The sequence below is a fragment of the Sinorhizobium sp. CCBAU 05631 genome (assembly GCF_002288505.1).
GTDB lineage: Bacteria > Pseudomonadota > Alphaproteobacteria > Rhizobiales > Rhizobiaceae > Sinorhizobium > Sinorhizobium fredii_C.
The window spans coordinates 467,955-485,615 of the sequence record NZ_CP023064.1 but is presented as its reverse complement, the minus strand read 5'-3'; the positions used below and the strand labels follow the sequence as shown (position 1 = coordinate 485,615).

Annotated in this window: 17 protein-coding genes; 5 read left to right on the top strand and 12 right to left on the bottom strand. The window is 64.0% G+C overall.

What is annotated here, in order from left to right; translation table 11 throughout:
* Window positions 1-10: 10 nt before the first annotated feature.
* The 5 genes from SS05631_RS21845 to SS05631_RS21825 form a co-directional block, all read right to left on the bottom strand.
* Complete coding sequence (locus SS05631_RS21845) at window positions 11-766, bottom strand: polysaccharide deacetylase family protein (RefSeq protein ID WP_037419239.1); 756 nt, start codon at window positions 764-766, stop codon at window positions 11-13.
* Window positions 759-2,090, bottom strand: a complete 1,332-nt coding sequence (locus tag SS05631_RS21840; RefSeq protein WP_037419236.1) for an O-antigen ligase — start codon at window positions 2,088-2,090, stop codon at window positions 759-761. The genes SS05631_RS21845 and SS05631_RS21840 overlap by 8 nt, the downstream gene beginning before the upstream one ends.
* A gap of 11 nt (window positions 2,091-2,101) precedes the next feature.
* Window positions 2,102-3,697, bottom strand: a complete 1,596-nt coding sequence (locus SS05631_RS21835) for a GumC family protein (protein ID WP_037419234.1) — start codon at window positions 3,695-3,697, stop codon at window positions 2,102-2,104.
* A gap of 133 nt (window positions 3,698-3,830) precedes the next feature.
* Entirely contained in the window at window positions 3,831-4,901 is a 1,071-nt protein-coding gene (locus SS05631_RS21830; protein WP_234828255.1) for a GNAT family N-acetyltransferase, read from the bottom strand.
* 64 nt (window positions 4,902-4,965) lie between these two features.
* Window positions 4,966-6,285: a lipopolysaccharide biosynthesis protein gene (locus SS05631_RS21825; protein ID WP_037419222.1), complete on the bottom strand. Its 1,320-nt coding sequence runs from the start codon at window positions 6,283-6,285 to the stop codon at window positions 4,966-4,968.
* Window positions 6,286-6,559: 274 nt separating this feature from the next.
* On the opposite strand from SS05631_RS21825, the gene SS05631_RS21820 reads away from it, so the two are divergent.
* Window positions 6,560-7,204: a class I SAM-dependent methyltransferase gene (locus SS05631_RS21820; protein ID WP_234819757.1), complete on the top strand. Its 645-nt coding sequence runs from the start codon at window positions 6,560-6,562 to the stop codon at window positions 7,202-7,204.
* Window positions 7,201-8,322 (top strand): hypothetical protein, encoded by a 1,122-nt coding sequence (locus SS05631_RS21815; protein ID WP_037419209.1) that lies wholly within the window; start codon window positions 7,201-7,203, stop codon window positions 8,320-8,322. Before SS05631_RS21820 ends, SS05631_RS21815 begins: the two co-directional genes overlap by 4 nt.
* Window positions 8,323-8,338: 16 nt before the next feature.
* Here SS05631_RS21815 and minE read toward each other — a convergent pair whose 3' ends face one another.
* The 7 genes from minE to asnB form a co-directional block, all read right to left on the bottom strand.
* Window positions 8,339-8,599 (bottom strand): cell division topological specificity factor MinE, encoded by a 261-nt coding sequence (gene minE / locus SS05631_RS21810; protein ID WP_037419207.1) that lies wholly within the window; start codon window positions 8,597-8,599, stop codon window positions 8,339-8,341.
* Window positions 8,596-9,411 carry a septum site-determining protein MinD gene (gene minD, locus SS05631_RS21805; protein ID WP_037419204.1) on the bottom strand — a complete coding sequence of 272 codons (816 nt, stop codon included), beginning with the start codon at window positions 9,409-9,411 and terminating at the stop codon, window positions 8,596-8,598. The genes minE and minD overlap by 4 nt, the downstream gene beginning before the upstream one ends.
* A gap of 33 nt (window positions 9,412-9,444) precedes the next feature.
* Entirely contained in the window at window positions 9,445-10,194 is a 750-nt protein-coding gene (gene minC, locus SS05631_RS21800; protein ID WP_037419201.1) for a septum site-determining protein MinC, read from the bottom strand.
* 281 nt (window positions 10,195-10,475) lie between these two features.
* On the bottom strand, window positions 10,476-11,483 hold the full coding sequence (gene nadE / locus SS05631_RS21795; protein WP_037419198.1) for an NAD(+) synthase: 1,008 nt from the start codon (window positions 11,481-11,483) through the stop codon (window positions 10,476-10,478).
* On the bottom strand, window positions 11,480-13,027 hold the full coding sequence (locus SS05631_RS21790) for an AMP-binding protein (RefSeq protein WP_037419195.1): 1,548 nt from the start codon (window positions 13,025-13,027) through the stop codon (window positions 11,480-11,482). Before SS05631_RS21790 ends, nadE begins: the two co-directional genes overlap by 4 nt.
* A gap of 28 nt (window positions 13,028-13,055) precedes the next feature.
* Entirely contained in the window at window positions 13,056-13,319 is a 264-nt protein-coding gene (locus SS05631_RS21785; protein WP_037419192.1) for an acyl carrier protein, read from the bottom strand.
* Window positions 13,320-13,344: 25 nt separating this feature from the next.
* Window positions 13,345-15,282 carry an asparagine synthase (glutamine-hydrolyzing) gene (gene asnB / locus SS05631_RS21780; protein WP_037419189.1) on the bottom strand — a complete coding sequence of 646 codons (1,938 nt, stop codon included), beginning with the start codon at window positions 15,280-15,282 and terminating at the stop codon, window positions 13,345-13,347.
* 87 nt (window positions 15,283-15,369) lie between these two features.
* On the opposite strand from asnB, the gene SS05631_RS31700 reads away from it, so the two are divergent.
* The 3 genes from SS05631_RS31700 to SS05631_RS21765 all read left to right on the top strand — a co-directional run bounded on the left by SS05631_RS31700 (window position 15,370) and on the right by SS05631_RS21765 (window position 17,600).
* Window positions 15,370-15,756, top strand: a complete 387-nt coding sequence (locus SS05631_RS31700; RefSeq protein ID WP_162109108.1) for a hypothetical protein — start codon at window positions 15,370-15,372, stop codon at window positions 15,754-15,756.
* A 380-nt stretch (window positions 15,757-16,136) separates the two neighbouring features.
* Complete coding sequence (locus SS05631_RS21770; RefSeq protein ID WP_037419186.1) at window positions 16,137-16,316, top strand: hypothetical protein; 180 nt, start codon at window positions 16,137-16,139, stop codon at window positions 16,314-16,316.
* 102 nt (window positions 16,317-16,418) lie between these two features.
* The gene (locus tag SS05631_RS21765) at window positions 16,419-17,600 is read left to right on the top strand and encodes an efflux RND transporter periplasmic adaptor subunit (RefSeq protein WP_037419183.1); all 1,182 of its coding nucleotides are present in this window, start codon (window positions 16,419-16,421) and stop codon (window positions 17,598-17,600) included.
* Window positions 17,601-17,661 lie beyond the last annotated feature (61 nt).

Sequence of the window (17,661 nt, the reverse complement as noted above, 5' to 3'; positions counted from 1 at the left end):
CCGCAGCCCCCTACCAATTGAACCGGTCGAGCACCTCATCGACCGGCAGCACGCGACAACCCTTTTCGACGGAATAGCGGACGAGACGATCGAAGGTCTCGGGCGTGCAGCCATGGGGCGTCGGCCGCGGCGCGATGTCATGCGTGAAGAAGATGAGCCATCCGGGCTCACTGACGAGCGCGTCGATCCATCGGGTCAGGGTCTCGGCATGCTGCTCCGGCTGGCGGATTTCGACGGCCTTGAGCATCAGTGGATCCACGGATTCCCGGTTGATGGCCTCGCCGCCGGCGCGGCAGGAGCGATAGCGGCGGCGCAGCTCGGAGCGCGCCAGCGGCCAGGCGGCGTTATAGGGAAAGGCGAAGTTCCGCGCCGGCGAGGCGACCCCGACGCTCTTCAGATAGTCCGCATTGCGGTCGAGGTCGGCGGCGAGGCCGCCGGCGCTGCGAACCCTGAGATGCGCAAAGGTGTGGCAGCCGATCTCATGCCCGCGCGCGAGCAGCTCCGCGCATCCCTCCGGGGTGATAAGCGTCCGATGCTTTTCCACCCGCCCCCCCAGCCCGCCGGCGATATAGAAGGTGCCGCGCGCATCGTACCGCTCGAGAATCCGGGCTCCCTCGTAAAGGGCGCTGTCGGGCACGTCGTCGAAGGTGAAGGAGACGAGCGGTATGTCCGTTTTGATATCCCGCCGCGCCCCGGCGAGCCGCCAGATCGCCCGGTTGGCTAGCCGGTCGACGAGGCCGCCAATCTTTTCCTGAACATCACGCATGAGCAACGCGCTTTCCTTTTTCCGGGACGGCACCTTTCGCCAGCACGGCGCTCGATTGCAGGTGCAGTCCGTAGATGGCGAAGACGAAAGTGAACCAGACAAAGCTCCCGCCCTCGAAGAAGAGAGTTTCCAGACCGGCGTGGAAGATCGTGTAGAGCCAGATGCGGATGTAAAGCCGCGTCAGCGGCGCCTTCTCGCGCTCGGGCGCAATGCGAGAAATGTCGCGAAGCGGCAGCAGGATTAGCCAGACGAGCGTCAGCAGCAGCCCTGGGAAGCCGGTCGTCAGGGCAATGTCGAGATAGGAATTGTGGCCGTTTGCAGCGGCCACCGCCCAGGTCTCGACCGAGCCGCCACTGTAAACCAGCTCCTCCGTCTGCCAGAACGCCCTGAAGCCGTAACCCGTCAGCGGCCGCTCGGCGAGTGCCGAGAAAGCGAAGCGCCAGATGTCGGAGCGATTGGTGAATGTCGCGTCGATGCCAAGGCCAGTGATGAACTCTCCGAGCGGCCTGAAAACCGCCGAACCCACGGCGAATAGATTGAACAGGCCTACGCCGCCGATGACGATCGGCGCACGCAGCGGCCGCATCTTTTCGAACAGCCATCCGAGCATGAGGATTGCCGGCAGCATCGCCGTCGAGGTTTTCCCGCCGGTGTTGACGAGAAACAGGAACGACAGCGCGAAGATCGCTAGGCCCGTTATGCGCGACCAGCTGCTCGCGACGAACAGCCCGAAGAAGGCGGCGAGCACCATCCCGGAGGCGGCGCTGTTCTTGTGCGGGAAGTGACCGCGCCAGAGCCCGGCATTCATCGGCTCGCGCAGTTCGGACGCCTGGTGGATGGCGAGCGTCGGCTTGAAGAGAATGCCGTAATAGGCGAATCCCAGCATGATCAGGCTGCCGATCCCCAGCATCTTGGCGAAGTGGCGCTCCGAGGCCGGCAGCAGCAAATAGATGCTGGCATTCACCGTCATGATCGTCGAGAGAACGATGCCCTTGATGCCGAGCATCGGATGCGCGGAGATCAGCGAGACGAGGAGGAACCAAAAGGAGAGGATGGCGAGAAGCAGGCGCGGCTTCAGGATGATGTCGCGCATCGGATGCAGCAGCCCGTAGCCGAGCATACCGGCGGAGAGCAGCAGCGCCAGGATCTGGTTCAGGCGGTTGGAGTTGCCGGCGGAAGGGTCGAGGATCGCCTCGCCCGTCAGGTCGACATAGGGCGTGATCGATACCCAAAGAAACAGAAACATCGCCATGAAGAGGAAGGCGCCGACGCGCGCCCTCGCAATGTCCGGCGCGCTGGTCTCCGCAAAGGCGGCGGTTGTCATTGGCCGGCTTCCTATCCGACCGCCGGGCGCTGACCGCGTAGATAACCCCAGAGGCCGAGCGCCAGCGCGAGTGCAACACCTGCGGCGAGACCGGCCAGGGCGCCGCCGATGAGCAGGATCGAGGTTCGCGGCGGCCAGCTACGCGAATTCGGCGGCATGGCGCGTGAAATGACGCGGATATTGGTCGTGTCGATCTGCTGGCGCTCGGTGATCTGCTGGGCGCGCGCCAGATGGGTTTCATAGATCGCCGCCTTGGTGCGCGCATCGCGCTCGAGGTCGCGGAGGTGGACCTGCGCATCGTTGTCGGTGAAGACATTCGATTGCTCGTCGTCGGCCTTTGTCCTCAGGGCACCGAGCGCCGAGCGTTCCCGGTCGAAATCCGCTTTGGCGCGCTCGGCTATGCGGCGCGCTTCCTGGTTTATGCCAGCCTCGAGCGTCGCGCGCTCGGAACGTGCCGCGGCAAGACGGGGGTGCCTTTCGCCGTAGGTGAGCTGCATCGAACCGATCTGCTGCTGCACGGCACTATATTGCTGGCGCAGGTTCGTCATGTCAGCGGACTCAAAGACCGAGGCTCTGGTCGTCTCTCCCTGCGCGATCGCGGCACTCATCTGCTTGTAGCGCGTCTCCGCCTGGATAAAGCGCTGCTGGGCCTCGAGAACCTGAGTATTGAGTTCGCTCGAGAGCTGGTTGCTGACGAGTTCGCCATTGGCCGACAGCAGGCCGTTCTCGCGCCGGAAATCCTCGACCTTCTTTTCTGCCTCGGTCACGTTGCGGCGCAACTCATCGAGCCGGGCATTGAGGTTCTGCGCCACCCGGCCGGCGCTTTCGGCCGCCGATTGGAAGAGTTCCGCTTCGAAGGCGTCAACTATCGCGTCGGAAAGGGTGACGGCCTTTTCCGGTTCCTCGCTCCAAACCTCGAGAACGACGACGAAGGAGCGTTCCTCGCGGCGTGCCTCGACCCTTTCCGACAGGGCGCGAATGGCCGTCAGCTCCTTGTCGGCCTTGCTGTCTCCCCGTGAGAACAAAGCCGTCAGCACCGCAAGTGGCGACGATTTGACGAACTCCGGATCGTTCGTCAGTTGCAGCTTGTCGATGACCCGCTTCAGAACATTTCGCGACGTGAGAATCCTGAGCTTGCTCTCGACCTCCAGCAGCTGCGCGTCGCGCTGCGGGTTGCTGGTAAAGACGTCATCGCTGACGACGTTGAGGTTGGAGGGGTCCACCACAAGGTCGGTATAGACGGTGTAGCGCGGTGTGGCGGTAACCGCATAGATGAAGGCAGCGGCGACGCAAAGAACAAGCGCAAGGACGATCCATCTCATCCCGTCGCGCAGCCAGAGGATGATGTCGTCTATGCCGACGCTGCCGAGCGTGGGAAGCTGCGGGAAGTAAGCGCCGACAGTCGGCGGACTGGGCCTTGCCGCCGGTATCGGCGGGGAAACATCCCGCGTTGCCGCCGGGGCGGAAATCTCGTGCTCCTCGGGCTCGACCGGCGCTTCCCTGTCAACGGCCGGAACAAGGTCCAGCAGCGAGCCGCCGGTCCCGCGCCGGGGACTGCGCGCCTCCAGGCGCAATCCTTGCTCTAAGGGCTCGCTCCGCCGATACATCCGTTTTTCCCCACGCATGCCCTTGAAGCCACCGAAGAGCACTGCCCTGCGTTGTAAGATCTGCTGCTAAGAATTAGGAGTGCAGAGTGAATATTCGGTTAAGACTTGCATGCGGCCGGTAACTTTCGCGGCCTCAGAAATCGGTCAGCAAACGGCTCCAGCTTTCCGACGCGAGGCCGCCGATATAGATGTCGCCGCTGAGCGCCGCTTCCTTGATGTCGGCGTGCCGGGTGACCATGCAGAAATAGCCCCGGTGGCGGAAGCACAACCACCGCTGGCGCGAAATCGCATTCATTAGGAACGGCTGCGCCATGCCGGTCGCAACCGCATAGCCTTCCGCGTCGAGGCTGCCGAACATTGCCGCGGTGACATCGGCTTCGCAGCCTTCGTCGCAGATCACGTTCAGCACACTGGCCATGCCTTTAGACCTTCCGAAGAACAGGAAAGCCCCGATCGTGCGGCCATCTTCGCGCAGCACTTTCCGGCACTGAAACGCGCCGAGATTCCTGTTCATCGAGGCGACGTCGACGAGCCAATCGAACTCGGATTTCGACCAGGCGGGGCGAACCGAAAACCGCTCGAGCATCGGTGCGGCGCAACAGAGAAATTCATCGGGATTTGCCGTCTGCACCCGGCATCCCGGCGCCGCCGGAGGTACCGACGACGGCCCCCGACGGCGAATCGCGCCATCGATCAACCGCAGTGCGCCAACGACCAGAGGCGTCCTGAGAATCGGAATGCGCCGGCCGGCCAGAACGGCAGCCGCAGCGAGCGGCCGGAAGAAGCGCTGCCATTCGAGGCTCTGGATCGGCAGGATGACGCCCCCGCCGGCAACGCAGTGATCGGCGCTGACGGGAGAAGAACTGTCGGAAAAGCACAGATCCTGGCGAGCCGCGCGCACGCTGCGGGCAAGCCGCGCCGCGCCGGCCGCGCCGGCTTTGCCATCGACCATGAAGGCGCAGAGAAGGCGTGCCACCAGCCGGCGACCATTGGCATCGAATTCCATAGGCAGGGAAAGAATGGCGCTGTCGACGTCGCCGCTGCCATTGTCGTGCACGATGCTGCCCTGTTCGGAGGCATAGAACGGGCTTCCAAAGAAAACGGTCTCGATGTAGCGGCACAGGTCCTCGCCCGCCGCGCCCTCACGGTTGCGGAAGACCCTGTTGAACAATCGCGCGATCGTGGGGATATCGGTGCGCGTCATCGCCCGCGTGCCGGGGCACGGCGGTTCGGCGATGCTCGCCGGATGCGGCACAATCTTCCGCAACTCAACTCCCATGCGCTGGTCCCGCCTGAAATTCGCGAGTTGCCCGCTCCCGGTCGCGGCGTACGAGGCGCAGGAAAACGCTCCATGCAGCAACGACCATGGCGATCTCGATGACATAGAAGGAGACGAAGGTGCCGGTAGGCGGGGAGTACCAGCTCGCCGCCGCGGCGATCCCGGCCCCAACGATGCTTCCAAGTCCCATGACAGCGGCGCGGGCGGCGTGGTAGCCGGAGGCCCCGAGCGCCTCCACGGCCACCGACCAGACGGCGAGCGGTATGACGACCCATGCGAGGCCGCGCACGAAGCCGACGAGCGACACATAGTCGTGTCCGAAAAGGTAAGGCAGGACCGGAGCCAGCACGAAGACCGTCAGCGCCGCTGCCAGGCCGATGACCGATGCGGCGGCAAGGACGCGCAGCACCCGCTGCAAGGCGTGATGCAGTCCCGATGTCGTCATCCGCGCCGACCCTGGATAGATGAGACGGTTCAGCGCCTCAACTGACAGGAAGCTGCTCTCGAGCATCCGCCGTGCGACGCTATAACTCGAGACGATCTCGGCGGTGGTGACGAGGCTCAGGACGAGGAGGTCGGCATTCTGCCGCAGGGCACGCAGGATGAATGGAATGCTGAAATAAAGACCCTGCGGCAGTTCCTCCCGCACGATACGGTAGCGCGGTTTACCGAGCCCCTTGATCGCCCGGAGACAGGTGACGGCGACCAGAACATGGCAGACAAATTGCCAGACGGCCCAGGATGCCACCGTCGAAACGCCGAAGGCCAGGCAGGCGAGCGCCGCCGCCACGGTGCGCGCCGCGGCAAAGCCGACCACCACCTTGTTGGCGGAGGCGAAATCAGAATGGGCAATGAAGATCTGTTCTGCGAGAACGATGATCCGGACGAGCACGATGTTGGTAACGAGCATCAGCGCAATCACCAGGAAATTGGTGACCGCATCGGCCGACAGCGCAAAGAAGAACGGCAGCGTTACGGCGCCGGCAAGAACGAGGACTAGCCCGCTTGCGGCCGTGAGCAGAATGTTGTGGCCGAGCATCTCGGGATAGATCGCGCGATCCCGCGCGACGCGCCGCACGAGGGATTCCATCGCGCCCAGTCCGCAGAGATGGACAGCGATGCTGGCGACGGCGGTGATGGCGACGAAGACGCTGAACTCGTCGACGCCAAGAAAGCGGGCGAGGATCGCGAAGGTGACAAGTTGCGCCGCGGATCCGAGGACGAGGCTGCCGCCGGACGCCACATAGGACAGGATCATCGGCAGGAAGGGCTTGTAGCCACGCGATTCCGTTAAGCCTTCCGAAGACATCCGACCTGCCCTGTCGATCTTGCGCACTGGATTCAGCGTCGCAAAGGCCGTCCCTTGCCGCAATCCATCCGCCGGTTCCCAGCCGCAGACTAGAGAACAGAGATGATTGGGGGGTTAACATACGCCCGTCAATTGTATTTTCAGCTTCCGTTTACCCGAATGTGCTAGTCTCCGCGGACCCGAAAAACATCCCGAAGGAGCGTTCGTGCTGAAGCGCGACTATCTTCCCGGCGCCGAGCTGGCGGACCGCCATTCGCCTCGACTCGTCCGCTTCATGGACATCGAACTCGAACTCGCCCCCGACGTGCTCGTGCCTCGGGAGGAGACGGAGTTGCTCGGGCGGAACGCCGTTGCGCGGCTTGCCGGCCCGACGGAACCGGTGACGGTCATCGACATGTGCTGCGGCTCCGGCAATCTCGCCCTCGGGATCGCCGCTGCCGTTCCGCTTGCGCGGGTCTGGGGGGCGGACCTGACCGACAGCACCGTCGCACTCGCGCGCCGCAATGCCGAGCGCCTGTCGCTTCAAGAGCGCGTGCTGATCCGCCAGGGTGACCTTTTTGCCGCGCTCGACGGAGCCGGCCTAGAAGGCCGGGTCGACATGATCGTCTGCAATCCGCCCTATATATCGACGTCGCGTCTCACCGGCGATAGCGCCCACCTCCTCGAGAGCGAGCCGCGCGAGGCCTTCGACGGCGGGCCCTACGGCATTTCCATCCACCAGCGGCTGATCCGCGAGGCCGCCGCCTTCCTGAAACCGGGCGGCTGGCTCCTCTTCGAGTTCGGCGAGGGGCAGGACCGGCAGGCCGCAGCCCTCATCGCCCGGGCCAAGGCCTATGAAGCCGTGAGCTTCGCCCACGATGCGCACGGCAAGGCGCGGGTCGCCATCGTGCGCAGGTTGAAGGAGGGACCGGCGCGATGAGCGACATTCGTCCGCTCACGACCGCCGACATTCCGGCCGTTGCCGGGCTCTTCCAAAGGATCTTCCGCCACAGCGACCAGGCTGCGCCGCCGGCGCTCGTCGACTATCTTCGCCACCTTTACCTGGAAGCGCCCGGGTATGATCCAGAGGTCGCGCCGCTCGTCCACGTCAATGACGGCGGCCGGATTTCCGGCTTCGTCGGCGTTAACGCGCTGCCGATGAGCTACAAGGACCGGCAGCTGCGCGCCGCCATCTGCGGCGCGCTGATGGTCGAGGGCCGCGAGAGCGACCCGATGGCCGGCGCCCGGCTCTTGAAGGCCTTTCTGGCCGGGCCGCAGGACCTCTCCTTCAGCGAGACGGCAAGCGAAACCTCGACGCAGATGTGGACGCGGCTGCGCGGCATCGTGCTGCCGCAATACAGCCTCGACTGGGTCCGCGTCCTTCGCCCGGCGAGCTTTGCGGTCGAGCTTCTCTCCGGCCGGATCGGGCCGGTTCGCGCGCTTCGCCCCCTGGCACGGGCCTTCGACGAGCGCTTTCGCGGAAAAATGCCTCGCGGCGATCTGCGTTGGTCGGCGGTTCCGAAGGAGGCCAGTGTTCCGGCGATGTTTCAGGTCGCCGACATCGATGCCGGGTCCTTTGCCGAACTTTTCGCACCGTTGACTGGGCACTTTGCCGTGCAGCCCGCCTGGACCGAAGGCCAGTTCAACCACATCCTGCGGAACGCAACGGAGAAGCCCGACTTCGGCGCGCCGCACTTCGCTGCCGTCAAGACGCGCACCGGCGCTCCGGTCGGGGCGTTCTTCTACCATATGAAGCCAGGCGGGACCGCCCGTGTCCTGCAGCTGCTCGCCATGCCCGGCCAGGCAGGTCCCGTCCTCGACTGCCTGATCGATCATGCCGCCGCCCGGGGCGCCGCGGCGCTGCGCGGTCGCACCCAACCGGCGCTTCTCGAAGCGATGATGGGTCGCCGCATCGGCTTCGTCCACGCGGCCTCGACCGTCGTCCATTCCCGCGACGAGGAACTCGTCGACGCCTTCCGCCACGCGCAGGGCTTCGTCAATGGCCTTGCCGGAGAGCATTGGAGCCGCCTGATCGGCGGCTCCTTCGACGGTTCGTAAAGATCGCGCCTCCGCTTCAGGCCGCGCGCACCGCGTTCAGCGGGATTTCGATGTCGACTTCCAGCGTCGAGACGTTTTCGCCGCGGTCCATCTTGACGGTGACCTTGTCGCCGTCCAGCTGCACATGCTTGGCGATGACGGCGAGGATCTCTTCGCGAAGTTTCGCCACGAGATCCGAGTGCCCGACCGAGGCGCGTTCATGCGCGAGCAGGACCTGCAGACGCTCGCGCGCCGTCGGCGCCGAGGTCTGTTTGCTGAAGAAACGGAATATGCTCATGCTGCCCTCCGTCCGAACAATTTACCAAGAAACCCGCGCTTCTCGCCCGGAATGATCATCGGCACCGTTTCGCCGGCAATCCGGCGAGCGGCGTCGAGATAGGCGAGCGCCGGAGCGCTTCGGCTGTCAGCCAGCGTAACCGGCGCGCCGAGGTTGGATGCCTTAAGGACGTCGGTGCTTTCGGGCACGATGCCGACCAGCGGGATCGACAGGATCTCGAGGACATCGTCGACCTTCAGCATGTCGCCGCGCTCGGCGCGGGCCTGGTCATAGCGCGTCAGCAGCAGGTGCTTTTCCACCCGCTCACCGCGCTCGGCCCGTTCGGTCTTGGCATCGAGAAGGCCGATGATGCGATCGGAGTCGCGCACCGACGAGACTTCCGGATTGGTGACGATGACGGCGATGTCGGCGTGCCGCATGGCAAGCGTCGCGCCGCGCTCGATCCCGGCCGGGCTGTCGCAGATGATCCAGTCGAAATGCTTCTTGAGCTCGGCCATCACCTTCTCGACGCCCTCCGGCGTCAGGCTGTCCTTGTCGCGGGTCTGCGAGGCTGGCAACAGGAAGAGCGTGTCGAGGCGCTTGTCGCGGATCAGCGCCTGCGGCAGCTTGGCGTCGCCCTGGATGACGTTGACGAGGTCGTAGACGACCCTCCGCTCGGCGCCCATGACGAGGTCGAGATTGCGCAGGCCGACGTCGAAGTCGACGACAACCGTCTTTTCGTTCCTCTGCGCCAGCGCCGCGCCAAGCGCGGCGGTCGATGTCGTCTTGCCGACGCCACCCTTACCCGATGTAACAACGATTACTTTCGCCATCTTCCCGCTCCTGTATGCTGGCCGGTCATCGGCTCAGTTAAGTCTCTCTGCCATGATCGAATGGCCTTCCAGCCAGAGCTGAACCGCCTGTCCGCGAAGATTGGGTGCCATGTCTTCCGCCGTCTTGTAGACGCCATCGATTGCCAGCAGCTCGGCTTCGAGCCGGCGGCAGAAGATTCGCGCCGAGGCGTTGCCCACCGAACCGGCGAGCGCCCGACCCCTCAGCGTCCCGTAGACATGCACCGAGCCCCCGGCGATGATTTCCGCACCCGAGGCGACCGATCCGACCACGGTCACGTCGCCTTCCGGGAAGATCACCGACTGGCCGGAGCGCACCGGCTCGCGGATGACGATCGACGAGATCGCCCGCGCCGCCTGCGGCTCCACCTGGACGCTCGGCGCCACGGCCGTGGCCGGCGCCGCACCAGCCGATTCGGTACTCGACTCGGCCGGAATCTCGATATCCGGAGCCGGGCGACCGCCCTTCATCGCCGGCGGCATGCCGGGCTCGAAGAGCGACGGGCGGCCGCCTTCGATGCCCATGATCCGGACATTGCGCTTGCCGAGCTCGTCGATCAGTTTCTTGAGCTCGGCCCGGTCGATTTCGAGGTCGGCGACGTCGAGAACGACCGGCCGCCCCAGGAAGAACCCGGCGGAGCGCGAGGCCAAATCGTCGAGGCGGGTGAGCCAGGCATCGAGCGGCGGCTCCGGTGAAAGCACCAGTGCCAGGAACGAGCGGCCCTTGATGCGGATCGAGCGGGTGTCTGTTAGCACTTTGGTCATCTACGTTAATTTTTCGTTGCCTCAGATGTAGGCGAGTCACGGTTAACAAATGGTTAATTCCCCTAGCCTGCCCGGGGCTGGAGATTAGTTGAGACCGGACGAAAAATATCCCAGACATGCCGCTGAGCGGGCGATCGCGCGTCGATCGCCTTGCAGAACGTAAACTTTGAAATAGCAGCGCTAACTTGAAAAAATACGCATCGGCAGCGAACCGCCGGGGGAATGTCAGAGGGCCCGTTCAGAGAGGCTGCCGGGGCGAATAGGGCGCCCCGCGCGCCGCTTCACTCGCCGATTTCCGCAACGGGCTGCACGAGCTGCGGTCCGAGATGCAAAAAGCGAGTCGCCTTGCGCTTTGCGACAATGTCCGCCCAGACGCGCTCGACCTGCGCTGCGGAGAGATTTGCGGCGCGGCCGACCTCTTCGGCGGTGAGGCCGGTGTTGAGGCCGTAGAGGCAGAGATCCATCCGGTCGTAGGGCAGCGAGAAATAGAATTCTTCCTGCGTCTGTTCGAGCGAATAGGTGTCGGTGGTGGGCGGCCGGCGGCGGATTTCCTCCGGAACGCCGAGATGAGCGGCAAGCGCATAGACCTGCGACTTGTAGAGATGGGCGATCGGCTTGACGTCGGCCGCGCCGTCGCCGTTCTTGACAAAGAAGCCCTGGTCGTATTCGAGCCGGTTCGGCGTGCCGAGCACGGCGAAGTTCAGCCGGTCGGCGTGGTAATATTCTAGCTGCTTGCGGGTGCGCTGCTTCATGTTGGTGGCGGCGACGATGCCGAGATAGACGGAGGGCGGCATGCGTAGCTTTGTCCGCTTGCCCTCGGGGTCCTGAACCACCAGCGAGGAAATGTTGTAGCCTTCGCCTTCGAGCGCATTGGCGATGACTATTTTCGACGCCCAGCCCGGCCCGTAATCCGGCACGAGTTCCCGGATGAAGGCGTCGCGGCGCGCGTAGCAACCCATGGCAGCAAGCGTCGGCCCGATATCTTCGACGACCGCTTCGACGCCGAAGGTCTCGGCCACCAGCCGGCCGAGCCGGAGGCTTTCAGGATCGGAATCGTTTTCCGGCATGAACAGGCAGAAGACATTCTTGGCGCCGACGGCGCGTACGGCCAGCGCGACCGAAACACTCGAATCGATGCCTCCCGAAAGCCCGAGCACCAGCCCGCGCTTGCGCATGCCGCGCAATTGCGCGCGCAAGCCCGAGACGATGCGTTCGGTCTCCGTGGCGTCGTCGATCTTCAAGCTGTCGGCGGAGAAGACGAACGTCTCCTGATCGGGGCGGATGTTCATTCTGCTGCCTCCAATGTCTCGGCCGCCAGCCTGCGGCTCACCTTGCCCGTGTCCGTCTTCGGCAGCTCGGTGCGGAATTCGACGATCTTCGGCACCATGAAATCCTCGAGGTGACGGGCGCAGTGGCGGATGATGTCCTTCTCGGTGAGCGCCGCGTCGGAGCGGACGACGAGAGCGCCGATCGCAGCCCCGAGCACCGGGTCGGGCACGGCGATGACGACCGCCTCGGCGACCCCCGGATGGGCGTGCAAAACGGTCTCGACCTCCTTCGGCGCCACCTTCTCGCCGCGCGTCTTGATGATGTCGTCCTTGCGGCCGACGAAATAAAGGAAGCCCTCATCGTCGGTGCGGAAGAGGTCGCCCGTATAGAGCACCCTTTCCCACGGGTTCGGACCCGGGCGCAGCATGCGTTCGGTGGCTGCCTCGTTACGCCAGTAGCCTTGCATGACGTGGGGCCCGCGGATCACCAGTTCACCCGGAACGCCCGGCGGCGCGCGCTTGCCGTCGTCGTCGACCACGAAGGCTTCGGTGTTCGGAATCGCGATTCCGACCGAACCCGGCCGGCGATCGAGTTCGTCCGGCGGCAGATAGGTGCAGCGCTTGCACTCCGTCAGGCCGTACATTGAATAGAGCCGCGCCGACGGGAAAAGCTCGCGCAGGCGGGCGATGTGCGCCGGCGGCAAAGCTGCGGCGGTATTGGAGATATAGCGTAAGCTCGGCAGGAAGCCGGGCTCGAGGTCGCGCATCTGCAGGATCATCGCGGCCATCGTCGGAACCAGCGGGAAACCAGTGACGCCTTCGGCGCGAATTCGCTCGAAGATCGCCTGCGGGAAGGCGAAGGACTTTTCGAGGACGAGCGTGGCGCCGAGCCGGATCGTCATCAGCAGCTGATAGAGGCCATAGTCGAAGGCAAGCGGCAGGACGTTCAGGATGATGTCGTCCGGCGTGTTGCGCAAATAGGTGGTGATCGATTCCGACGCCGCATCGATATTGCGATGCGTCATCATCACGCCCTTGGGACGGCCGGTCGAACCGGACGTGTAGATCAGCATGGCAAGATCGACGTCGATGCCACCGTGAAGCACGCGCAAGGGCTCGGCCGTCAGGGACTCTTCGAAGGAGGCCGCGCCCTCGGGCGTGCTGCCGCCGGGCGCGGCGGTCGAGGCGACGAAAAGCGGCCTGGCGGCAGAAAACGCGCGCGCCTCAGTGACGACCGGCATCAGCTTCGCCTGCGTCAGGATCGCCGCCGCCTCGCAATCGGCGATGATATAGGCGAGCTTGTCGGCCTTGGTGGAGGCGTTGATCGGGCTGAAGGTCGCGCCGGCCTTGAGGATCGCGAAGATCGCCACGGCCGCTTCCCAGCAATTGTCCATGAAGACCAGAACACGGTCGTTGGCATTAACGCCGCTCGCTGCGAGCGCGGCGGCAAGCCGCGACGAAAGATCGTCCAGTTCCCTGTAGCTCAACCGCTTACGGTCGGTGACCAGGGCCGTCTTTGCCCCGTGCGCCGCGGCGTTCCTGGTGAGGAATTGCTCGAACCTCATCTTCGTAGTGCCCCCGCCCCGCCGCCGCTTACGCCGTGACCGGCACTGCTTTCACCTCGATGAAGGCCGCAATTCGCGCCAGCGAATCGAGGTTCGCCGGGACGATATCGGCGTCCGTCATCGCGATCCCGAACTGGTCCTCGATGAAGGCGACGAGCTCCAGGATGCCGGTCGAATCGACGACGTCGTTCTCGATCAGCGACGCGGTATCGCCGAGTTCGTAGGAGGTGTCGCCGAAGAGAAAATTATCGATGATGAAGGTCCTGACCTTCTCCTTGATCGTCTGCGTCATGTGGTTTCCTTTCACTGCTTTCGTTTCAGGCCGCTTCCGCCTTGCGGAAGCCGGTCCCCGTGAATGTCCGCAGCCACAGCTGCGTCGACAGGATGCCGACGAAGGCGGCGTTGTCGCGGAAGCCCGAGGCCGGGCGCGAGCGGCACTTTTCGTAGAGCTTCGCCACCGCCGCGGCATTGAACAGGCCGCCTTCGCTAATCGCTTCCGCGCTGAGGGCGCCGCGAACATAGTCGCGTGCGCCGGCGCCGGTGAAGGAGTGGCTGTCGGGCGCGCGGTAGGGCTGCTTCACCCGCCTGCCGATCGCAGGCGGCAGCAGATCCTTCGTCGCCTCGCGCAGGATGTGCTTTTCCGTCAGGCCTTTAAGTTTCATCTCCGGCGGCAGCGTCGCGGCGAATTCGACGAGCCGATGGTCCAGGAAGGGGAAGCGGCCCTCCACCCCGCGGGCCATTGCCATGCGGTCGCCCTGGCTGGAGAGGATGTAGCCGGGCAGCAGGAAGCGGCTTTCGAGATATTGCGCCTGGTGCAGCGGGTGCCATCGACCGAAATCCTGCGGCAGCCGGCCGACAAGCTCGGCAGCGGCGTCGTAGTCCCCCAATTGGCTGCGCAGGTCGGCGGAGAAGAACAGTTTCGTCGCGGCAGTTCCCTTAAAGCGCGGTCGATGCGAAAAGAGCGGATCGTCGAGCCGCTCGTCGCTGGCGCCGAAAAAGGCGGCGAGATATTCCGGCGACTGCTGCTTGAGGCCCGGCAGATAGGGATAGAGTTTGCGGAAGAGATGTGGCCGGATGCGCGAGCCTGGCTGGCGGCCGCAGAAACGACGCACCCGGGCTTCCTTGAAGATATCGTAGCCGGCAAATACCTCGTCGGCTCCTTCGCCGGTGAGCACGACCTTGAGGCCCGCCTCCCGCACCAGTCCGGACAATTGATAGAGCGGCGCCGGTGCCGTGCGGATGATCGGTCTTTCGGTGAAGCGGATGACCTCCGGAAAGACCCTGGCGATGTCGCCCTCGCGGCAGGCGATCGCATGGTGCTCGGTCCCGAGCGCCGCAGCCATTTCCAGCTGGAAGGCACTCTCGTCATGCTCGGCACTGTCGAAGGTAACGGAGAAGGTCCGAAGCCCCTGTGGTGCCATGCCGGCCGCGAGAGCCGAGACGACCGAGGAATCGAGGCCGCCGGAGAGATAGGCGCCGACGGGTACGTCGGCCCGCATGCGGATGCGGGTCGCGTCGGTCAAGATAGACCGCAGTTCCTCGGCGGCACTCCTTGCGTCAACGTAGCCAGCTGGCTGATCCCGGTCCGGGTATTGAAGCTGCCAATAGGGTCTGGTCGTGACGCCGCGCTCTTCAACGACCATCAGGTGGGCCGGTTCGAGCTCTAGGATATTGCGAAAAGGCGTGCGGGGCGCGATCGGCGCCCAGAGGGTGAATATCTGGTCGAGCGCGATCGGATCGATCTCCGCCGAGATGCCCGGCACCTTCAGGAGCGCCTTGACCTCGGAGGCGAAATAAAATGTGCCGGCATGCGCGGTGTAGAAGAGCGGGCGCACCCCCATGCGGTCGCGCGCCAGCATCATCCGGCGGCGGCGGGCATCCCAGATCGCGAAGGCGAAATCGCCATTGAGCAGCGAGACGCACGCCTCGCCCATCTCCTCATAGAGGTGCAGGATGACCTCGGTGTCGCTCGAGGTGCGGAAACGGCGCCCCCTGGCGCGAAGCTCGTCCCTCAATTCCACATAGTTGAAGATTTCACCGTTGAAGGCGATCGTCAGTTCGCCGCTCGCATCCGACATCGGCTGCTGGCCGTCGCCGAGCCCGACGATGGAGAGCCGCACATGGCCGAGACCGACTTCGGGAGCGGTGAAAATGCCCTGCTCGTCCGGTCCCCGATGCGCGATCGCGGCCGTCATCGTTTCGAGAAGCGCCCTTCCATCCCGTATCGAGCCAAAATAGCCGCTAAAACCACACATCTGAGATTCACTCTGAAGCCCGCAATCTGAGCTGAGTGTATAGACGGAATGCCGAGAGCAAGCGTTAACCCGCGTAAGGTTTTTCCAATGATGGTAAATTATTCAAAAGGAGCCGTTCCGAAGGTAGAGGTAGCGAGAAGCTGCCGTAAGCAGACTATTGATCTGTTCAATCAGCAGCTTTCAGAACTTTTTATTAAACTTATACTTATCTGCGCTCAGACGGACTGTAAGCATTCGACGTTTGGCTTTCATCGTAAGGGCAGACGACTGTGGAAAACCCTCGGTTTCCGTTTTATTAACAAATTCGGTTCAATTTTCCGGGTCGAAGCGCAATATCGCTCGGAGCGCATGATGAGCTACGACTGGACCGGCGAACGCACGCGCCGCATGAAGATGATGAAATACGGCATCGGCATTGTGCTGACAATCGGCCTCATTCTCGCGGCCACGTCCTGGACCTTGCAGTCCATCTAACGACGGCACGTCCCGCCTCATCGGCGAGATTTCAGGGTCCCTACGGACATCTTTACCTCCCTGGCCGATGTAACCTGTAGCTCGAATTAACTAATCGCTAAACCTTGACGGGTGCCTGCTGCAGGAGTGGAATTGGTTCTGTGGCGTACTGCCTGAGGCCGCCGTTTCGCAGCCAGCTGCGCGGCGGCCTCTCCAGTTCGAGGGGCGATAGGTGGACCCCGCAGTATAACCGATCAGCAGCTGCGCGGTTCACCTATTTGATCGGGACCTGCGGCTAAGGTGCGCCTCCGGCGTCGTCAGCAATGATCGGCCGCATCCGAAGATGGCTGGGGAACCAAAATCGCGGCCTGCGTGTTCAAGTCGCAGCGTGAGGAGATCATATGCAGCCGAGGTTTATGTCGACCGAAGTGTTCCTGCGTTTTGAAAAGGAATGGCAGCACCTGCGTCGCGCCGCTCAAAAGCTGGAGATCGAGGCCAATCGGCCCGATGAGCAAAATATCCAAGCCATGGCTGGCTCCGAACTCGCCGACCCCTGCGCAGGCCGGATTAAATCTTCGTAACCTATTGAAATAACACTGGACGCGCCCCCCGCTTCTTCTAGATGCTGGTGGCAAGATCGGCGGCCCCGGGCGGCCCCGATGCTCTTGCGAGGAGCGCGTCCTATGTCCAGCCGGGTCGTCATTGCTGCGATTGCTTTGGGCTCAATGCTTGCCGGAATTGCCATTGCGCCCCTTGTTACGAAGGTCCCCGGTTTGGCGTTGTTCGACGCGGCCGATGCCCACGCGGACGGTGTGGCCGGAAGAACCGACAAGGCTGCCCACGGCGCCTCTTCTCAGGCCACCGCAGTCCAGGTTACGCAAGTCGAGCAGCAAGACTTTCCCGTCGTCATCAGCACCTTCGCCAATGTGCAGGCGCCGGAGACCGTCGAAGTCAAGGCGCGCATATCGAGCCAGATCGTCGGCATTCACGTCAAGGACGGGCAGACGGTCAGGGCGGGCGACCTCCTGTTTTCGCTCGACGACCGCGCCCTGCAGGCCGACCTCAGCCGTGATGAAGCGATCTTGGCGAAGGACACGGCGCTGCTTGCCGACGCCGCGATCGAGCTCGACCGGGCGAGGACCTTGCGCGACGACAACACCGGCACGCAGCAGGCCTATGACAGCGCGCTCTCGGCACAGCAATCGGCCAAGGCCACGGTCGCGGCCGACCAGGCGGCGGTGGAAGCGGACAAGGTGTCGATCGACCTGACGCGCATTCGCGCCCCGATCGGCGGCCGCCTCGGTGCGGTTGAGGTCACGATCGGCGATCTCGTCGGCAACAGCACCTCGGGAACGAGCCTCGTCACCATTACCGCCATCGATCCGATCGAAGTCGCCTTTCATTTGCCCGAGAACCATCTGCAGGCCTTCAAGAACCGGCTTCTGTCAGGCGCCCCGCCTCGGGTCACGGCGCGGCTCAGCGGCACCCGCGAGGTCATCGGCACGGGCGTCCTGGATTTCATCGATTCCGCCGTCGATACGGCGACGGGGACGGTGCTGATGCGCGCCAAGTTCGACAATGCCGAAGAGAAGCTCTGGCCGGGCCAGTATGTCGACGTCGATATCGAAGAGACGACGCTTTCGAAGACGCCCGTCATTCCCGCCGTCGCCGTCCAGGCCGGCCAGAAAGGGGATTTCGTCTACCGGCTGAACGCCGACGACACTGTCGAACTCCGCCCGGTCGTCGTCGCCGCCAACAACGGACAGGACGCCGCGATCCGCTCGGGGCTCTCCGCCGGCGACCGGGTCGTGACCGAAGGTCAGTTGCATCTCAAGGCAGGCGACAAGGCACGCGTCGTCCAGTAGAGCGGGACGCCCAACGTTCGCGCCGCTCTATTCGTTTGTTTTTGCCGCATCTGTGCGGCTT

Coding starts and splice junctions, on each gene's coding strand:
- SS05631_RS21845 (WP_037419239.1), bottom strand. CDS start 766: ATGCGTGATGTTCAGGAAAAGATTGGCGGCCTCGTCGACCGGCTAGCC.
- SS05631_RS21840 (WP_037419236.1), bottom strand. CDS start 2,090: ATGACAACCGCCGCCTTTGCGGAGACCAGCGCGCCGGACATTGCGAGG.
- SS05631_RS21835 (WP_037419234.1), bottom strand. CDS start 3,697: ATGTATCGGCGGAGCGAGCCCTTAGAGCAAGGATTGCGCCTGGAGGCG.
- SS05631_RS21830 (WP_234828255.1), bottom strand. CDS start 4,901: ATGACGCGCACCGATATCCCCACGATCGCGCGATTGTTCAACAGGGTC.
- SS05631_RS21825 (WP_037419222.1), bottom strand. CDS start 6,285: ATGTCTTCGGAAGGCTTAACGGAATCGCGTGGCTACAAGCCCTTCCTG.
- SS05631_RS21820 (WP_234819757.1), top strand. CDS start 6,560: ATGGACATCGAACTCGAACTCGCCCCCGACGTGCTCGTGCCTCGGGAG.
- SS05631_RS21815 (WP_037419209.1), top strand. CDS start 7,201: ATGAGCGACATTCGTCCGCTCACGACCGCCGACATTCCGGCCGTTGCC.
- minE (WP_037419207.1), bottom strand. CDS start 8,599: ATGAGCATATTCCGTTTCTTCAGCAAACAGACCTCGGCGCCGACGGCG.
- minD (WP_037419204.1), bottom strand. CDS start 9,411: ATGGCGAAAGTAATCGTTGTTACATCGGGTAAGGGTGGCGTCGGCAAG.
- minC (WP_037419201.1), bottom strand. CDS start 10,194: ATGACCAAAGTGCTAACAGACACCCGCTCGATCCGCATCAAGGGCCGC.
- nadE (WP_037419198.1), bottom strand. CDS start 11,483: ATGAACATCCGCCCCGATCAGGAGACGTTCGTCTTCTCCGCCGACAGC.
- SS05631_RS21790 (WP_037419195.1), bottom strand. CDS start 13,027: ATGAGGTTCGAGCAATTCCTCACCAGGAACGCCGCGGCGCACGGGGCA.
- SS05631_RS21785 (WP_037419192.1), bottom strand. CDS start 13,319: ATGACGCAGACGATCAAGGAGAAGGTCAGGACCTTCATCATCGATAAT.
- asnB (WP_037419189.1), bottom strand. CDS start 15,282: ATGTGTGGTTTTAGCGGCTATTTTGGCTCGATACGGGATGGAAGGGCG.
- SS05631_RS31700 (WP_162109108.1), top strand. CDS start 15,370: ATGATGGTAAATTATTCAAAAGGAGCCGTTCCGAAGGTAGAGGTAGCG.
- SS05631_RS21770 (WP_037419186.1), top strand. CDS start 16,137: ATGCAGCCGAGGTTTATGTCGACCGAAGTGTTCCTGCGTTTTGAAAAG.
- SS05631_RS21765 (WP_037419183.1), top strand. CDS start 16,419: ATGTCCAGCCGGGTCGTCATTGCTGCGATTGCTTTGGGCTCAATGCTT.